Origin of the sequence: Paenibacillus sp. FSL R5-0490, assembly GCF_001956215.1 — a bacterium.
Classification (GTDB): domain Bacteria; phylum Bacillota; class Bacilli; order Bacillales; family Cytobacillaceae; genus Cytobacillus.
Window position 1 is genome coordinate 62885 of record NZ_MRTQ01000009.1, and the last position, 16778, is coordinate 79662.

The window sequence follows — 16778 nt, forward strand, 5'->3', positions numbered from 1 at the left end:
TTTTACGCAAAAAACCGGCTAAATTGCCGGTTTTTTGCATTTTTAGACTGCGCTGTCTGTCAGGTAAAAGAGACCGCCATTTATGATGGAGATATTCACCTTTGGTTCATATTGCTCCTGAAGTGCTGTTTTTTCGTTTTCATAGCTTTCGCCCTTTTCTTCTGCATCTTCATAAAAATGTTCAAGAAGGCTAAGGTCTTTTTGCCAGCGGTTACGGGCCTCATCAGCCCATATATGATCTTCTTGTTCAATTTCGGCTTTAATAAAATTTGCTACCCTGTATACTCCGCTCCCCGGCATAATAAGCGGAGACAGTGTGAACGAGTAGTCGGGGATTTTGGGCGTAAGGCTCATGCCAAGCAATCTGTCATGAAAGCTTTCGACCATCTGGCCATTTATCAATTGGAGGCCGATCGATTTGAAGACATCCCGTTTTCGGTCGCATTGATAGGATACGCGAATGTTCATTCCCAGCCATGGTCTTAGCGGCACCTGCTTTCCTGGTGCCTGCCGGTGATTTTCATATAATCGGATATAGCCGGCCAGGTTCCTGGCCGAATCAAAAATCTGGTGAAGCCTCGGGGAGCCAAAATGAATGACTTCCCCCTTAATATGCGGAGGGGCCAGCTGCTGGTTTGTAATAAGCGTCAGCTGCATCGGGTTTGGGATTCCGCCTGTTTTTTCGAGATAGTGCCAATAAAAGGGACGATTCATTAACTCCTTATCCAAATCAATCGTCAGCTGTACGGTCATATACCCCGGACCTCTATCAATTATTTCACACCCATTTGCGTGAAAATACCTTTCAAGGAATTTATGAATTTCCTGTTGCTGCATTCAGTTCACCTTCTTTCAGATCCTCCGCGAATTGAATCATGCTCGTCAAGTTCTCCATTTTAATTCTCATTTCACCTTCTGAAGCCGATTTTCCGAAAATATCAACAAGGTGATCGTCAATACTGCCGAATTCAAGCTTTGTTAAAATGTCATCTAAATCACCAATGACTTTTTCGAAGAGATGTATTTTCTCATATAGAAGCTTCATTATGTGTTCTTCGACTGTTTCTTTCGTGGCGAAATTATAAATCATGACATCCTTTTCCTGGCCGAGACGATGGATGCGCCCAATCCTTTGTTCGAGCCGCATTGGATTCCAGGGGAGATCAAAATTTATGATATGGTTGCAGAATTGCAGGTTTATTCCTTCTCCTCCCGCTTCTGTTGCAATCAGGACTTGAGCATTCTTTTGGAAAAGCTCCCTCATCCAGTCCTTTTTGCCTCTTTTAAATCCTCCCCTGAACGGAACCGATGTGATGCCATATTGCTTTAAAAACCACTGCAGGTACATTTGCGTTGCCCTGTATTCAGTAAAGATTATGACCTTGTCATTTATTTTCTGTATTAATTCCAGTGCTTTTTGAGCTTTTGAGTTTTGCTGGACCGCTTCAACCTTTTTAATAAGGTATTGTATTTGCTCCTGGAAAGCTATTGAAGGCTGCTCCTGTCTTTTCAGCATATTCTGAAGCGTAAAATAGACAGCTTCTCTGCTTGAGCATGCCTCTCTTTGCAGGGTCATTACTGAAAACTGGCTGGAACTCACCCAATTTTCTTCACTCCGCAGCTCTGTTACAGCTTCATAGAGCTCAAGCTCTGCCTGCGAAAATTCAATCGGTATGGTTTCCACATGCCGTTTGGTCCATTCAATCCCGGTATCTGCCCTGCGGTTGCGGATCATGACTTTGTTTACGAGTTCCTTTAGATGTGCATCATCGTTCAAAGATCGTGAGTCTTTTTTATAATTTTCATAAAAAGCTGATTCATTGCCAAGATGTCCGGGTTTAAGCAGGGACACAAGATTGAAAATTTCACTGATTCGATTCTGAATGGGTGTTGCTGTTAATAGCAGGCAAAACTTCTTTTTAAGGTTTTGTACAAATTCATAGTTTTTCGTTTTATTATTTTTCAGCTTGTGAGCTTCGTCTATAATGATCAGGTCATAATCAAGGCTGTAAATAATGTCTCGATGAGGATTGCGTTTGGCTGTATCGATGGATGATACCACAACGTCGCATTGTTCCCATACATAGCTTTTCCGCTGCGCCACAGCAGGAATGAAAAATTTGCTGTTCAGCTCCATGGCCCACTGGGAAACGAGGGAAGCTGGAACAAGTATAAGGACTTTTTTTACGAGTCCTCGGATCATATATTCCTTTAATATCAGCCCAGCTTCAATCGTTTTTCCAAGACCGACTTCATCAGCCAGGATCGCCTTGCCGTTCATGCTTTCGACTACCTGCTTGGCCACTTCCAGCTGATGGGGAAGAGGAGTAAGGTTCGGCAGATGCTTCGGAGCCTGCAAGCCTTCAAAGTCAGGAATAGTGGTATGGTTCTCAACCTCAACAGCCAGTTTATAAAGCTCCCAGTTTCCCCATGGGCCGTCGTCATCAATCCTTTTTAAGAATTCATCCTGCCAGGCAGAATCAAAGCCAATTTGCACTGTCATAAAAACAGCTCCTTTTATCTATATAAAGATATTGCCCAAACCTTGTTAAGGTGGTACGATGTTAATAGCTTTGAAAGTTTTGAAAGTTAACACATTACATTTAGTTAACCGATGTAATGGATGCTTAATTTTTTCTGTTTGGTATAAGTATGACCATCTTGGAAAATTTTATAAATGCGAATGATAACAAGGGGAGAGACTACATTTGTAGCGCCGAAGGAGCAAGCAAAATCTGTGAATCTCTCAGGCAAAAGAACTCTTGTTTGACGCAGCTCTGGAGAGTGCTTTTTAATAAGCCACCCAAGGGGACAGCCGGTTTCGGTAAACTTTCAGGTGCAAGGACAGAGATCTTCTCATAATTGAGGGGATACTCTGTCCTTTTTTATGTTCCTAAAACAAATTTCAAAAGATTTAAGGGGGACGAGTAAATGTCACAGTTAAAACGCACGCCTTTATATGAGGTGTACAAGGATTACGGAGCCAAAACCATCGACTTCGGCGGCTGGGACCTTCCTGTTCAATTTTCTAGCATTAAAGAAGAACATGAAGCAGTCCGTACAAAAGCCGGCCTTTTTGATGTATCCCATATGGGTGAAATCGAAGTGAAGGGGACGGACAGTCTTAAATACCTTCAAAAAATGATGACGAACGATATTTCCAAATTAAAGAACTCAGGTGCTCAATATACAGCCATGTGCTATGAAAATGGCGGAACTGTTGATGATTTACTTGTCTATAAAATAGAGGATGACCACTATTTGCTGGTTGTAAATGCTTCTAATATCGAAAAGGATTTCAATTGGCTGCAGGACCATGCTGAAGGCAATGTGGAATTGAAAAACCTTTCAGAAGATATGGCACAGCTGGCGATTCAGGGGCCGCTTGCAGAAAAAGTGCTCCAAAAGCTTGCTGGTACGAATCTATCGGATATCGGATTCTTCAAATTCCAGCAGGATGTTGATTTGAATGGCAAGAAAGCGCTTGTCTCCAGAACTGGATATACAGGAGAAGACGGATTTGAAGTTTACTGTGATGCCAAGGATGCAGCCGCATTATGGAATGAAATTCTTGAAGCAGGCAAAGAAGAAGGCGTTCTCCCATGCGGACTTGGCGCAAGGGATACCCTTCGCTTTGAAGCAAACCTGGCACTCTATGGCCAGGAGCTCTCACCTGAGATCACACCGCTTGAGGCAGGAATAGGCTTTGCTGTCAAGGTGAATAAAGAAGCGGATTTCATCGGAAAAGAAGTGCTTAAGAACCAAAAAGAAAACGGGGTGCCGCGCAAGCTGGCCGGAATTGAAATGATTGACCGCGGTATTCCGCGCCATGGATATCCTGTATATAAGGGAGAAGAACTGATCGGGGAAGTGACAACAGGCACTCAATCTCCGACATTGAAAAAGAACATCGGCCTTGTTCTTATCAAGAAAGAGCATGCGGAGCTTGGAACTGAATTGGAAGTGGAGATTCGCGGCAAACGGCTGAAGGCTAAGATTGAAGCAACACCTTTTTACAAAAGAGAAAAGAACTAACCGGGGGGAGAAAATGATGAAACATCGCTATTTACCGATGACAGAGTCTGACCAGAAAGCAATGCTTGAGAAAATCGGCGTCAGTTCTGTGGAAGAATTATTCAGTGATATTCCCGAGAGTGTAAGATTTAAGGGCGAATATAAAATCAAGCCGGCGAAATCAGAGACAGCCTTACTGAAAGAGCTTACTAAAATGGCTCAAAAAAACGCTGATCTTCGCACAAATACATCTTTCCTTGGTGCGGGCGTTTATGATCATTACATGCCGGTCATTGTGGATCATGTATTATCCCGTTCAGAGTTTTATACTGCCTATACTCCTTACCAGCCGGAAATTTCCCAGGGAGAGCTGCAGGCAATTTTCGAATTCCAGACCATGATCTGTGAATTAACAGGAATGGATGTTGCCAACTCATCCATGTATGATGGCGGAACTGCACTTGCTGAAGCAGCCATGCTAAGCGCAGGCAGCACACGCCGGAAGAAAATATTAATCTCAAGCGCAGTTCACCCTGAATCGAAGGAAGTAGTCAAAACATACGCAAAGGGCCAATATATTGAAGTGATTGAGATCCCTCATAAAGAAGGCACCACTGACCTTGAAGCCCTAAATGAAATGATTGGCGATGATATCGCTGCTGTGATTGTACAATACCCTAACTTTTTTGGCAGAGTCGAGCCATTAAAAGAGCTTGAGGAAATTATTCATGCCCACAAGTCCATGTTTGTTGTTTCAAGCAACCCGCTTGCTCTTGGCGCACTGACACCTCCGGGAAAATTCGGAGCAGACATCGTAGCAGGAGATGCTCAGGTTTTCGGTATTCCTACGGCTTTTGGAGGCCCTCATTGCGGATATTTTGCCGTAACATCCAAGCTGATGAGAAAAGTGCCGGGACGTCTTGTCGGGCAAACGGTAGACGATCAGGGACGCCGCGGTTTCGTGCTTACCCTTCAGGCGCGTGAACAGCATATACGCCGTGATAAGGCAACGTCCAATATCTGTTCCAATCAGGCTCTCAACGCACTGGCGGCATCTGTAGCGATGACTGCTCTCGGCAAGAAGGGCGTAAAGGAAATGGCTGCTGCCAATATGCAAAAAGCCCATTATGCAAAACAGCAATTTAAGGCTGCCGGCTTTGAAGTTCCATTCGAAGGTCCCTCATTTAATGAATTTGTCATTAAGGTGAATAAGCCTGTTAAGGAAGTAAATCAAAAGCTCCTTGAAAAGGACATTATTGGCGGTTACGATTTGGGCAGAGATTATGCTGACCTGAAAAATCATATGCTTGTTGCTGTAACGGAATTGAGAACGAAGGAAGAAATCGATGCATTCGTTAAAGAAATGGGGGATTACCATGCATAAGGAAGATCAGCCACTCATCTTTGAATTAAGCACAGAAGGCCGTATCGGCTACAGCCTGCCGGAGATGGATATTCCGGAAATTGACCTTGGCGAGCTTCTTCCTGAGGGCTATCTGCGAGAAGAAGAGCCTGAGCTGCCGGAAGTGTCAGAACTTGATATCATGCGCCACTATACTGCACTTTCCAAACGAAATCATGGTGTTGATTCGGGATTTTATCCACTTGGATCCTGCACAATGAAATATAATCCTAAAATCAATGAGAATGTAGCGCGCTTCAACGGTTTTGCCCACTTACACCCGCTGCAGGATGAAAGCTCTGTTCAAGGTGCGCTGGAATTGATGTATGATCTGCAGGAGCACCTGATTGAAATTACAGGAATGGATGAAGTTACACTTCAGCCGGCTGCAGGAGCGCACGGAGAATGGACCGGATTGATGATGATCCGTGCTTATCATGAAGCGAATGGAGATACCAAACGTACTAAAGTAGTCGTTCCTGACTCTGCCCACGGAACAAATCCGGCATCCGCAACAGTTGCAGGCTTTGAAACAGTAACGGTTAAATCGGATGAAAATGGATTGGTGGATTTAGAGGACTTGAGAAGAGTGGTTGGCGAGGACACTGCTGCTCTTATGCTGACTAACCCGAACACTTTAGGGTTGTTTGAAGAAAACATTCTTGAAATGGCAGAGATTGTTCACAGTGCCGGCGGAAAGCTTTACTATGATGGAGCTAACCTGAATGCTGTACTTTCAAAGGCACGCCCTGGAGACATGGGATTTGATGTTGTTCACCTTAATCTTCATAAAACATTTACAGGACCGCATGGCGGCGGCGGACCGGGATCTGGCCCTGTAGGCGTAAAATCGGATCTGATCCCATACCTTCCGAAGCCTGTTTTAGTTAAGAATGGTGACCAGTATGAATTTGATTATGACCGCCCGCAATCAATCGGCCGCGTGAAGCCGTATTATGGAAACTTTGGCATCAATGTCCGGGCTTATACTTATATCCGTACTATGGGGCCGGATGGCCTGAAGGCAGTTACGGAAAATGCGGTACTAAACGCAAACTATATGATGAGAAGGCTTGAGCCATTCTTTGACCTGCCATTTGACAGACATTGCAAGCATGAATTCGTTTTAAGCGGCAAGCGCCAGAAGAAGCTTGGCGTGCGCACTTTGGATATTGCCAAGCGCCTTCTTGACTTTGGCTATCATCCGCCAACCATCTACTTCCCTCTTAACGTGGAAGAGTGTATCATGATTGAGCCGACAGAAACAGAATCTAAAGAAACGCTGGATGCTTTTGTCGACGCGATGATTCAAATTGCAAAAGAAGCTGAGGAAAACCCTGAGATTGTTCAGGAAGCACCTCATACAACTGTGATTGGCCGTCTGGATGAAACCATGGCTGCAAGAAAGCCGGTTCTCCGTTACCAAAAACAATAATAAACAAGAGGCCCCGTCAAACTGACGGGGCCTTTTCAAATAATACTATTATTTTTTCGCCTTCACTTTTCCGGACCATTTTTTAAACCCGCCCTGCAGGTGTGAAAGGTCTTTGTAGCCTTTGCGGTGCAGAAACTGGGCAGCTCGCGCACTTCTCATGCCGCTTTGGCAATATAAGTAGACTGGCTTGTCCGGACGCAATTCTTTCATGCGCATTTTCATTTGTGAAAGCGGTATATTGCGTGCGCCTAAAATATGGCCATTTTCAAATTCATTTGGTTCGCGAACATCGATTAATTGGGCTTTTCTATAGCCTTCTCTAAACTGGTCTTCAGTAAGCGTTTTAACAATTCGGCGCTGGTAAAACCATGTTATGACAGAATAGGTAATGATTGCACCCAAAATGATAAGAATGAAATAAAGTGTTTCCAATATGTCTTTCTCCTTTCACACATAGGTAAGCCAACTAATATTATATAAGTCTTTCCTGATTGGAGTAAAGGAAATCTGGTAAATTTGTTATGGAAATTCAACTTGCTTTAATTTTCATTGGAATTTTGTTAGACTAATAACCGCAAATGACCAGTTAAAGAAATTGAAAATGAGGGTTACATATGACTAAAGAAGTTTGGCGGTTTATCGATTCAGGAGAAGGTTCACCTTCTTTTAATATGGCTTTGGATGAAGCCTTGCTTGATTGGAACAGTGAGGGGAAGATGCCACCTGTAATCCGGTTTTACGGCTGGAATCCCGCAACTCTTTCAATCGGATACTTCCAAAAGGCTGAAAAAGAAATAGATATGGAAGCAGTGAAGCAGCATGGCCTGGGGTTCGTCCGCAGACCAACAGGCGGAAGAGGGGTGCTGCACGAACATGAACTCACATACAGTGTTATCGTTCCTGAAGTCCACCCGGAAATGCCGAGTACAGTAACTGAAGCATACAGAGTCATTTCTGAAGGAATTCTAAAAGGATTTCACGCCTTGGGAATGGAAGCTTATTTCGCCGTACCAAAGACGGCTGAAGAAAGAGACTCTCTAAAAAACCCAAGATCTGCTGTTTGTTTTGATGCCCCAAGCTGGTATGAACTTGTTGTAGAAGGCCGTAAAGTTGCAGGGAGTGCACAAACAAGACAGAAAGGTGTAATCCTTCAGCATGGCTCTATTTTGCTTGATTTGGATGAAGACAAGCTGTTCAGCTTGTTCAAATATCCTAATGACCGGGTAAAAGAGAGAATGCAAAAGGCTTTTAAAAATAAAGCTGTTGCCATAAATGAGCTGACAGCAGAAAATATTACTCTTGAACAGGCTAAGGCAGCTTTCAAGAAAGGGTTTGAGGAAGGCCTTGACATTGTACTGGAACCTTACGAGCTTTCAGATGAAGAGATGGCATATGTACAAAAAATCGCAAAAGAACGATATGAAAGCGATGACTGGAACTATAAGAGATAAAAGCGGATAAGTCGCTTTTTCTCTTTTTTTAATGAATAATTTTCCAATTACTGCTCTGAAAAAGTGCAAGCTTCAAAATATGTTAAAATTTATCGTTAATTGTCGGAAATCGGCTGTTAACTCTGTTTTTCTTTAAATTTTAGTATATTTTAAGTTTGACAAAATCAGATTCAGTTGAATCAGACACAATATGTAGTGGTGTCGAAAATATTTAGGACACTATATATTGATTTTGAGGTTTGAGTTATGGTAACTTTAGGGTACTCTTTTAAAACAGATAGATTTACCCTATCTGACAGAATACTTACACACATTAATTAGATAATTGAATTTAGAAGGAGTTGTAACAATGTCTGTTGCTCTAGGACAAAAAATGAAATTGAACATTGAACGTTTAAACAAGGACATCCGTCTCTTTCCTCAGGTTCACCCAGTAACCTCAGATATGAAAATGACCCACAAAGGTGTTTCCCGCTTGGTTATGCTAGATCGCTATACCTTCAAAGACACCGAGAAAGTGACACTCACAAACGGTGACTTCGTTGTCCTCACCATTAAGGAAGATCCCAAATTTCCTGCACGCGGCTTAGGCTATATCCTCGATATTGACTGGGAAAACAAGACAGCCAAGGTTTTAGTAGAGGAAGATTACAGAGGGGTGCTGGATGATCCGGAAGAAACGAGAACAGGCATTATTACAAAGCCTCTTGATGTAATCGAGAAGCCTTTGGAAATCTTCTATGAGCAAATCGCCAAGCGTAACGCAACAGGCCTTGCATCGGTGGAGAAGACCGAAGAAAAGAGAAAAGAGTGGTTTGAGAAGTTCTATCAGGAATTGAAAAATCTTAATTTCATTCCGGCTGGCCGCGTGCTGTATGGAGCTGGTGCTGACACAGATGTTACGTACTTCAACTGCTACGTAATGCCATTCGTGCAGGATTCCCGTGAAGGAATCTCCGAGCACCGCAAGCAGGTAATGGAGATCATGAGCCGCGGCGGCGGAGTAGGGACAAACGGTTCAACTCTGAGACCTCGTAATACACTGGCCAAAGGTGTAAACGGCAAATCCTCCGGTTCGGTTTCATGGCTGGATGATATTGCGAAGCTTACACACCTGGTGGAGCAGGGGGGATCCCGCAGAGGTGCGCAGATGATTATGCTATCCGATTGGCATCCGGATATTATCGAATTCATCATCTCGAAAATGCAAAACCCGAGAATTTTACGCTTCCTGCTTGAAAATACAAATGATGAAACAATAAGAAAATATGCTAAAGAAAAATTAAAATTTACTCCATTTAATGAACAGGAAATTGCCATGTACCAGGGCATTATTAATTATAAAAGTATTCCAGGCTATGGCGGCTTCAGTGAAAACATCATAAAAGATGCTGAGGAGAAGCTGGCGGCTGGCGGTACTTATAGTGTTCATAACTCTGAGTTCCTTACAGGAGCAAACATTTCAGTCTGCCTCACGAAAGAATTTATGAATGCGGTTGAAAATGATGCAGAATATGAGCTTCGTTTCCCGGATGTTGAATCCTATGATGCTGAAACGATGAAAACATACAACGAAGAATGGCATAAAGTCGGTGATGTCAGAGAGTGGGAAAAACTAGGCTATAAAGTCCGTGTTCACCGTAAAATTAAAGCGAAAGAGCTTTGGAACCTGATTAACATTTGTGCAACATACTCAGCTGAACCAGGCATTTTCTTTATCGATAACGCAAACGACATGACAAATGCACAGGCATACGGACAAAGGGTTGTAGCTACAAACCCTTGTGGCGAGCAGCCTCTGGCGCCAAATTCTGTATGCAACCTTGCAGCAGTAAATCTTGCAGAAATGGCAGATAAAGAAAATAAAACTGTTAATTTTGAAAAGCTGAAGCGTACTGTTGAAGTGGGTGTACGGATGCAGGACAACGTAATAGATGCTACACCATACTTCCTTGAAGAGAACAAAAAGCAGGCATTAGGCGAGCGACGAGTTGGTCTTGGCGTTATGGGGCTTCATGATCTGCTCATCTATTGTGAAACAGAATATGGCTCTGAAGAAGGCAACGTGCTGATTGATAAAGTCTTTGAAACCATTGCTACATCAGCATACAAAGCTTCTGTAAAGCTTGCGGAGGAAAAAGGAAGCTTCCCGTTCTTAACAGGCGGCACTCCTGAAGAAACAAATCGCCTGCGCAAAGCTTTTACCGAAACAGGCTTCATGCAGAAAATGCCTGAGGATATCCGTGCTTCTATTTTAGAAAGCGGAATCCGCAATTCACATCTTCTAACCGTTGCTCCTACGGGATCCACAGGAACAATGGTTGGAGTTTCTACTGGCCTTGAACCATATTTCTCCTTCTCATACTTCAGAAGCGGCCGCTTAGGCAAGTTCATTGAAGTGAAGGCAGATATTGTTCAGGAATATTTAGACCGCAATCCGGATGCAGATCCTGAAAATCTGCCTGAATGGTTTATAGCAGCGATGGATCTGGCTCCAGAAGCGCACGCAGATGTCCAATGTGTGATTCAGCGCTGGATCGACAGCTCGATCAGTAAAACTGTCAACGCACCAAAAGGCTATAGTGTGGAACAGGTTGAGAAGGTGTATGAACGTTTATACCGCGGCGGTGCAAAGGGCGGTACAGTATATGTGGACGGATCACGTGATTCTCAAGTATTGACGCTAAAAGCTGAAGAGAACAGCTTTGATGGTACTGATACAGTCAAGAAAGAAAAATCAAAGCAGCATGTAGTGCTGGTTGATACAATCAGCGACCTGCGTTCAACCGATGTAACAATCGGTTCTGAAGTAGGCAATACATGTCCGGTATGCCGCAAAGGAAAAGTCAAAGAAATCGGCGGCTGCAATACTTGCACAAACTGTAATGCCCAGCTGAAATGCGGTTTATAAAAATGGCTGTTTTTGCAAGGGTTGTTGCTATTTTTAAATTATTTACTGAGTTGATTGGAGCGGAAGGTGCGAGATCCTCGAAAATGCAACCGCATTTTCTTCGTGCGGTGTTTTTTCCGGGAAGCTTATTCAACGTCCTGCGGGAGTAGCTGGACAGGTGAGACCCCGCAGACGCGCAGTGTCGAGGAGGCTCACCGCCTGCCCCGCGGTTCGCTGAGCATCCTGTAGCGGAAATCAACGGGCAGCATTGGTAGGCGAAAAACAAAAATTTATACGAAAAAAGCCATAAAACTAAATAAAACGAATGAGAGAAGATGGAAATAATTGTTCCATCTTCTTTTTTTGCTGTTGGATTATTTGGCTCATACTACAGTCATAGAGTTCATCCGAAATTATAAAACGGCAGGACAAATTGACAAAGAGAGGTTATTCCAATGAAGCCATTTATCCCACAGCTCGTTTATATAGAGCCTCAAGCACTTGAGTATCCATTAGGAAGAGAGCTAAAGGAAAAATTTGAGAAAATGAATATAGAAATCAGGGAAACAACTTCACATAATCAGGTGAGGAATATTCCTGGCGATAATGAATTGCAGAAATACCGCAATTCTAAATCCACTTTAGTAGTAGGGATCAGACGGACTCTGAAATTTGATACATCCAAGCCTTCTGCAGAATACGCCATCCCCCTTGCTACTGGCTGCATGGGTCACTGTCATTATTGCTATTTGCAAACCACCCTTGGCAGCAAGCCGTATATCCGGACGTATGTAAACCTTGAAGAAATTTTTGATCAGGCCACTAAATATATGGAAGAGCGCAAGCCGGAGCTGACACGCTTTGAAGCTGCGTGTACTTCCGATATAGTAGGGATTGACCACCTGACACATTCACTGAAGAAAACGATTGAATTTATCGGTCAGACTGAATACGGCCAGCTTCGGTTTGTCACCAAGTACCATCATGTCGATCATTTGCTGGATGCGAAACATAATGGGAAAACCCGGTTCCGATTTAGTGTCAATTCCCGCTATGTAATAAAAAACTTTGAGCCGGGTACTTCCTCATTTGATGACCGGCTTGAAGCTGCCCGAAAAGTAGCCAATGCAGGCTATCCGCTTGGCTTTATCGTAGCACCCATTTATATGCACGATGATTGGCGTGAAGGCTACCATGAACTGTTTCAAAGGTTAAGCAGTTCACTCGATGGCATCAATCTGAATGGCTTAACTTTTGAATTAATCCAGCATAGATTTACGAAACCGGCAAAAAAAGTAATTGAAAAACGCTACCCAAAAACAAAGCTTGAAATGGATGAAGAAAAGCGAAAATATAAGTGGGGAAGATATGGTATAGGCAAGTATGTTTATCCGACAGATGAAGCAAAGGATCTGGAACATACAATCAGGGAGTATATCCATTCTTATTTTCCAGAGGCAGAAGTGCAATATTTTACTTAATTATGAAATTTTGCTTGTCAGCCGTACTATTTTAAAAAGCTCCTGATTAAAGATGTATAAGTAAAGGTTCCTCTATGAGCAAGTACATCGACAGGAGTGGCTTACATGTATATAGATGGTGTTTTTTCAGGAGGAGGCATCAAAGGATTTGCCTTAATCGGCGCATATGAAGCAGTTCATAAAAGGGGATTTCGCTTCAAGCGGGTTGCTGGTACTAGTGCAGGATCCATTGTGGCTGCATTAATAGCTGCTAATTATACAAGTGAGGAAATATATCGGCTCGTCGATGAATTTGAAGTCAAAAAGCTTCTTGATGAAAGAAAAACATTTATCCCCTTTGCAGTCGGAAAATGGCTTAATCTATATTGGCATCTGGGATTATATAAAGGATCTGAGCTTGAAAGCTGGATGGCTCAGAAACTTGGCGATAGGGGAATCAGGACATTTTCAGATCTGCCGCCGCAATCGCTGAGAGTCATTGCGTCAGACCTGACAAATGGAAGATTGATGGTACTTCCGGATGATCTTGTGCATTATGGTATTGATCCAGTTTCATTTCCGGTAGCAAAAGCGATCAGGATGAGCTGCAGCCTCCCGTATTTTTTTGAGCCGGTCAAGCTAAATGGCTTTAGCAGCACAAGTGTCATCGTGGATGGCGGGGTTTTAAGCAATTTCCCGATGTGGCTTTTTGATAAGGAAAATGTGAAAAAGACCAGGCCGGTGCTCGGGATAAAGTTAAGTCATAACTTAAGCGAACGGCCCCCGAAAAAAATCGATAACGCCATACAAATGTATGCGGCGCTTTTTGAAACGATGAAGGACGCGCATGATGCAAGATACATCTCGAGAAAACATGCACAAAATATTATTTTCATTCCGACCGACGGTGTACTGACTGCGGAATTCAATATAACCGAGCAGAAGAAAAAAGATCTTCTGGAGCATGGCAGGCAATGTGCGGAGCAGTTTTTTACCTCATGGAGCTATTAATTAGAAATCTCAACTAAAAAATCGAGCCTGGATTAAAGGGAGGCTCGATTTTTCTTTTTGCCTTTTTTGCCTTCTATGACTGTCAAATGTGGAGAAGACTTTTTTTTGGACTTTTTTATAGAAGTTATGGAACCGACAGATCCTTTTCTTCCATTAGCAGTGCCAGATTCTTTATTATTAAAGCGTCTTTTTGATTTTTTGGCTGCTTTTATAAAAGCTCGCTGCTCTCGCTTTGAGGGATTAGACCTGTTAAAGCGCTGAAAAAGAAAGTATACAACAGCTCCAATGATGACAATGACAGCTATTCTCTGCAAAAAACCGGCAGGATTTGAGATCAGGCTGACGGCAACTCCGATAACAGCTAGAATTATAAGACCGGAGACAATATAAAATGCAAATGGTTTTTTCAAGAAAGCCACCTCCCTAAAAGCATGATGAGCAATTTTATAAGCTTTTAAACTCTATAAGCTAAAGTTTATCGAAATAATTATGAAAGCTGTCTTCATTTTTTTATTTTCCTATTTCTTTACAATTTAAACAGAAGAACATTAACTTTTGATAAGTCTTTAGTAAGGTTTTCCATAGTATCGAGAAAAATGCTTATACTTAAATTTATGCTGTGCACCCCAGTTCCGGAACTCGCATAGCCGGAAAAGCACAAAATTAAAGAGCTTCATCCTTAATTATTTTATTCGACTTAAAATCTCATAAAACCTCTATATAACAGGAAAATATATTAAAATTATGAACAGTTTTTGCAGCAGAAATTATCCCGGCCGCTTTTATTTAAAATTGGATGCAATGGAATAATTGTGTGTGGACATAATAGAAAAAGGAGGTGGCGCAAAGTGGCAGAAGAAAAAGAGCGCTTGGAACAGGATCAAAGGGAAAAACCGATGTCTTTTATGACAATGGTGGTCATTACCGGACTGGTTGGAGGCATTCTTTGGAGCGGTCTGGCCTATCTTGCTTATGTGTTTAATTTCACGGAAATTCGCCCTAATGTCATTCTCGAGCCCTGGACGATTGGAGCCTGGAAAGAGGGATGGCTTGGAACACTGATTTCAATTTTCCTGATCGGGGGAGTATCTATTATTGCTGCCCTTATCTATTATGCGGCGCTGCGGAAATTCCAAAGTATTTTCGTGGGGGCTGGCTATGGAGTTGCCCTTTTTTTACTGGTGTTTTTTGTTCTCAATCCAATCTTCCCTGGAATCAGCCCGTTTTGGGATCTTGAGAGAAATACAATTATTACATCACTTTGTTTCTATATTTTATTTGGCGTATTCGTAGGATATTCCATTTCATATGAAGCTCAAGAACTCAGAGGCAAAACCGAAGATGAAAAAAAGGCCCGCACAGATCCGGATTTAATCTAATGGCTAAGAGTCAGACTTTGTATTTGCAGATTAAAGCAAAATGAAGAACGGTTATAGCACGGGAATAATGAAAAATAATACGAATAGCGCTATACATCAGAACTGTATGAAATTTTGCTTTATGATAGAATGTTCTTAAGTGGACATTCTTTTTCAGTGCTTTCATCTGGATGTTAAATTGAAGGAGAAGCCTGTAAGCAATTGTTAAAAAAGGGGGTTGAATATGGGGAAAATACTCCTGTTAAATGGGCCGAATTTAAACCTGCTCGGCAAAAGGGAACCAGGTGTTTATGGAAAAGAAACACTGGGTCAGCTGGAGCAAAATATGAAAGCATTGGGTGCTTCATATGAGACAGAAGTAATCTGTTTTCAGTCAAATCACGAAGGTGAACTCATTGACAGGCTTCACCTTGCCAATGAAGATGGCACACAGGGTATAATTTTCAATCCCGGGGCATTTACTCATTATAGTTACGCAATAAGGGATGCTGTTGCAGGAATCCAGGTTCCTGTGATCGAAGTACATATTTCAAATGTTCATGCCAGGGAAGAATTCAGGCATATTTCTGTCATTGCACCCGCTGCAATGGGCCAGATAGTCGGCCTTGGATTTAAAGGGTATGATCTGGCATTTTATGCATTAATGGATTTTGTCAAGGGGAGAGGATAAAATGGAGAAAATACAAAAATTACGTGCACGCTTTACAGAGTCAGGTATAGATGGGATGCTGATTACCAGCAATTACAATCGCCGTTATATGACTGGTTTTACCGGTTCATCGGGCGTGGTTCTAATCAGTGCGGATAACGCGCTCTTTATAACCGATTTCCGCTACACGGAACAGGCTGCTAAACAATGTGAAGGGTATGAAATTGTAAAGCATACTGGTGCCATTCCGGAAGAAATCGCCAAACAGGCAGAACAGCTTGGGATTAAAAAGCTTGGTTTTGAAGAGAATCATGTAACCTTTTCATCCTATAAAGCCTATGAAAAAGCTGTTAATGCCGAGCTTGTCCCTGTTTCTGACACTATTGAAAAGTTACGCTTGATAAAGACCGATTCAGAGATTAAGATAATAAAGGTGGCGGCAGACATTGCAGATGCTGCGTTTAAACATATTCTTGATGTCATTCGGCCAGGTATTACGGAACTGGAAGTTTCGAATGAATTAGAATTCTTTATGAGAAAAGCGGGTGCAGATTCATCATCGTTTGACATTATCGTAGCATCCGGGTACCGTTCTGCTCTTCCGCATGGAGTTGCCAGTGATAAAGTTATTGCAAAAGGCGATTTTGTCACTTTGGACTTCGGCGCTTATTATAAGGGGTATGTTTCAGATATTACCCGTACAGTTGCTGTTGGAGAACCGGAAGATAAACTGAAAGAAATCTATACCATTGTGCAGGAAGCCCAGGAGCGGGGAATGGAAGGTATCAAACCTGGAATGAGCGGCAAAGAAGCAGATGCCTTAACTCGTGATTATATTGCTGGTAAAGGCTATGGCGAATATTTTGGCCATTCTACCGGACACGGGATCGGCCTTGAAGTGCATGAAGGTCCTGCATTATCATTTAAGTCTGATGTTATCCTTGAACCCGGAATGATTGTAACGGTGGAGCCTGGCATTTACATACCGGGACTTGGCGGTGTCCGCATTGAGGATGATACAGTCATAACGAATGATCATAATGAAACGCTTACTCATTCTACTAAAGAATTGATTATTCTTTAATTG

At 42.5% G+C, this 16778-nt stretch carries 14 protein-coding genes and 1 riboswitch; of the genes, 10 read left to right on the forward strand and 4 right to left on the reverse strand.

Annotation, left to right across the window (positions count from 1 at the left end; all coding sequences use genetic code 11):
- Window positions 1–42 precede the first annotated feature (42 nt).
- A complete protein-coding gene (locus BK139_RS09295) occupies window positions 43–837 on the reverse strand; it encodes a YqhG family protein (protein ID WP_076258062.1) in 795 nt (264 codons plus the stop codon).
- A complete protein-coding gene (locus BK139_RS09300; protein ID WP_076258063.1) occupies window positions 815–2503 on the reverse strand; it encodes a DEAD/DEAH box helicase in 1689 nt (562 codons plus the stop codon). The genes BK139_RS09295 and BK139_RS09300 overlap by 23 nt, the downstream gene beginning before the upstream one ends.
- A gap of 180 nt (window positions 2504–2683) precedes the next feature.
- Window positions 2684–2772, forward strand: a riboswitch (glycine riboswitch).
- 159 nt (window positions 2773–2931) lie between these two features.
- Here BK139_RS09300 and gcvT point away from each other — a divergent pair.
- The 3 genes from gcvT to gcvPB are packed head-to-tail and all read left to right on the forward strand — an operon-like array spanning window position 2932 to window position 6851.
- Window positions 2932–4035 (forward strand): glycine cleavage system aminomethyltransferase GcvT, encoded by a 1104-nt coding sequence (gene gcvT, locus BK139_RS09305; RefSeq protein ID WP_076258064.1) that lies wholly within the window; start codon window positions 2932–2934, stop codon window positions 4033–4035.
- Window positions 4036–4051: 16 nt separating this feature from the next.
- On the forward strand, window positions 4052–5398 hold the full coding sequence (gcvPA, locus tag BK139_RS09310) for an aminomethyl-transferring glycine dehydrogenase subunit GcvPA (RefSeq protein ID WP_076258065.1): 1347 nt from the start codon (window positions 4052–4054) through the stop codon (window positions 5396–5398).
- A complete protein-coding gene (gene gcvPB, locus BK139_RS09315; RefSeq protein WP_076258066.1) occupies window positions 5391–6851 on the forward strand; it encodes an aminomethyl-transferring glycine dehydrogenase subunit GcvPB in 1461 nt (486 codons plus the stop codon). The genes gcvPA and gcvPB overlap by 8 nt, the downstream gene beginning before the upstream one ends.
- A gap of 48 nt (window positions 6852–6899) precedes the next feature.
- Here the strand turns inward: gcvPB and BK139_RS09320 are convergent, their stop codons facing one another.
- Window positions 6900–7283: a rhodanese-like domain-containing protein gene (locus BK139_RS09320; RefSeq protein WP_035329981.1), complete on the reverse strand. Its 384-nt coding sequence runs from the start codon at window positions 7281–7283 to the stop codon at window positions 6900–6902.
- Window positions 7284–7465: 182 nt separating this feature from the next.
- Between BK139_RS09320 and BK139_RS09325 the strand changes: the two genes are divergently transcribed.
- The 4 genes from BK139_RS09325 to BK139_RS09340 all read left to right on the forward strand — a co-directional run bounded on the left by BK139_RS09325 (window position 7466) and on the right by BK139_RS09340 (window position 13663).
- Entirely contained in the window at window positions 7466–8302 is an 837-nt protein-coding gene (locus BK139_RS09325; RefSeq protein ID WP_076258067.1) for a lipoate--protein ligase family protein, read from the forward strand.
- Between the two features lie 349 nt (window positions 8303–8651).
- Window positions 8652–11213: a vitamin B12-dependent ribonucleotide reductase gene (locus BK139_RS09330; protein ID WP_076258068.1), complete on the forward strand. Its 2562-nt coding sequence runs from the start codon at window positions 8652–8654 to the stop codon at window positions 11211–11213.
- Between the two features lie 434 nt (window positions 11214–11647).
- Window positions 11648–12673: a spore photoproduct lyase gene (gene splB, locus BK139_RS09335; RefSeq protein WP_076258069.1), complete on the forward strand. Its 1026-nt coding sequence runs from the start codon at window positions 11648–11650 to the stop codon at window positions 12671–12673.
- 105 nt (window positions 12674–12778) lie between these two features.
- Window positions 12779–13663: a patatin-like phospholipase family protein gene (locus BK139_RS09340; protein ID WP_076258070.1), complete on the forward strand. Its 885-nt coding sequence runs from the start codon at window positions 12779–12781 to the stop codon at window positions 13661–13663.
- A 32-nt stretch (window positions 13664–13695) separates the two neighbouring features.
- On the opposite strand, the gene BK139_RS09345 is transcribed toward BK139_RS09340, so the two are convergent.
- The gene (locus BK139_RS09345; protein ID WP_286148378.1) at window positions 13696–14082 is read right to left on the reverse strand and encodes an SA1362 family protein; all 387 of its coding nucleotides are present in this window, start codon (window positions 14080–14082) and stop codon (window positions 13696–13698) included.
- Window positions 14083–14511: 429 nt separating this feature from the next.
- On the opposite strand from BK139_RS09345, the gene BK139_RS09350 reads away from it, so the two are divergent.
- The 3 genes from BK139_RS09350 to BK139_RS09360 all read left to right on the forward strand — a co-directional run bounded on the left by BK139_RS09350 (window position 14512) and on the right by BK139_RS09360 (window position 16775).
- Window positions 14512–15042, forward strand: a complete 531-nt coding sequence (locus BK139_RS09350; RefSeq protein ID WP_076258072.1) for a YqhR family membrane protein — start codon at window positions 14512–14514, stop codon at window positions 15040–15042.
- Between the two features lie 223 nt (window positions 15043–15265).
- Window positions 15266–15712 (forward strand): type II 3-dehydroquinate dehydratase, encoded by a 447-nt coding sequence (gene aroQ / locus BK139_RS09355; protein WP_076258073.1) that lies wholly within the window; start codon window positions 15266–15268, stop codon window positions 15710–15712.
- Window position 15713: 1 nt separating this feature from the next.
- On the forward strand, window positions 15714–16775 hold the full coding sequence (locus tag BK139_RS09360; protein WP_076258074.1) for a M24 family metallopeptidase: 1062 nt from the start codon (window positions 15714–15716) through the stop codon (window positions 16773–16775).
- Window positions 16776–16778 lie beyond the last annotated feature (3 nt).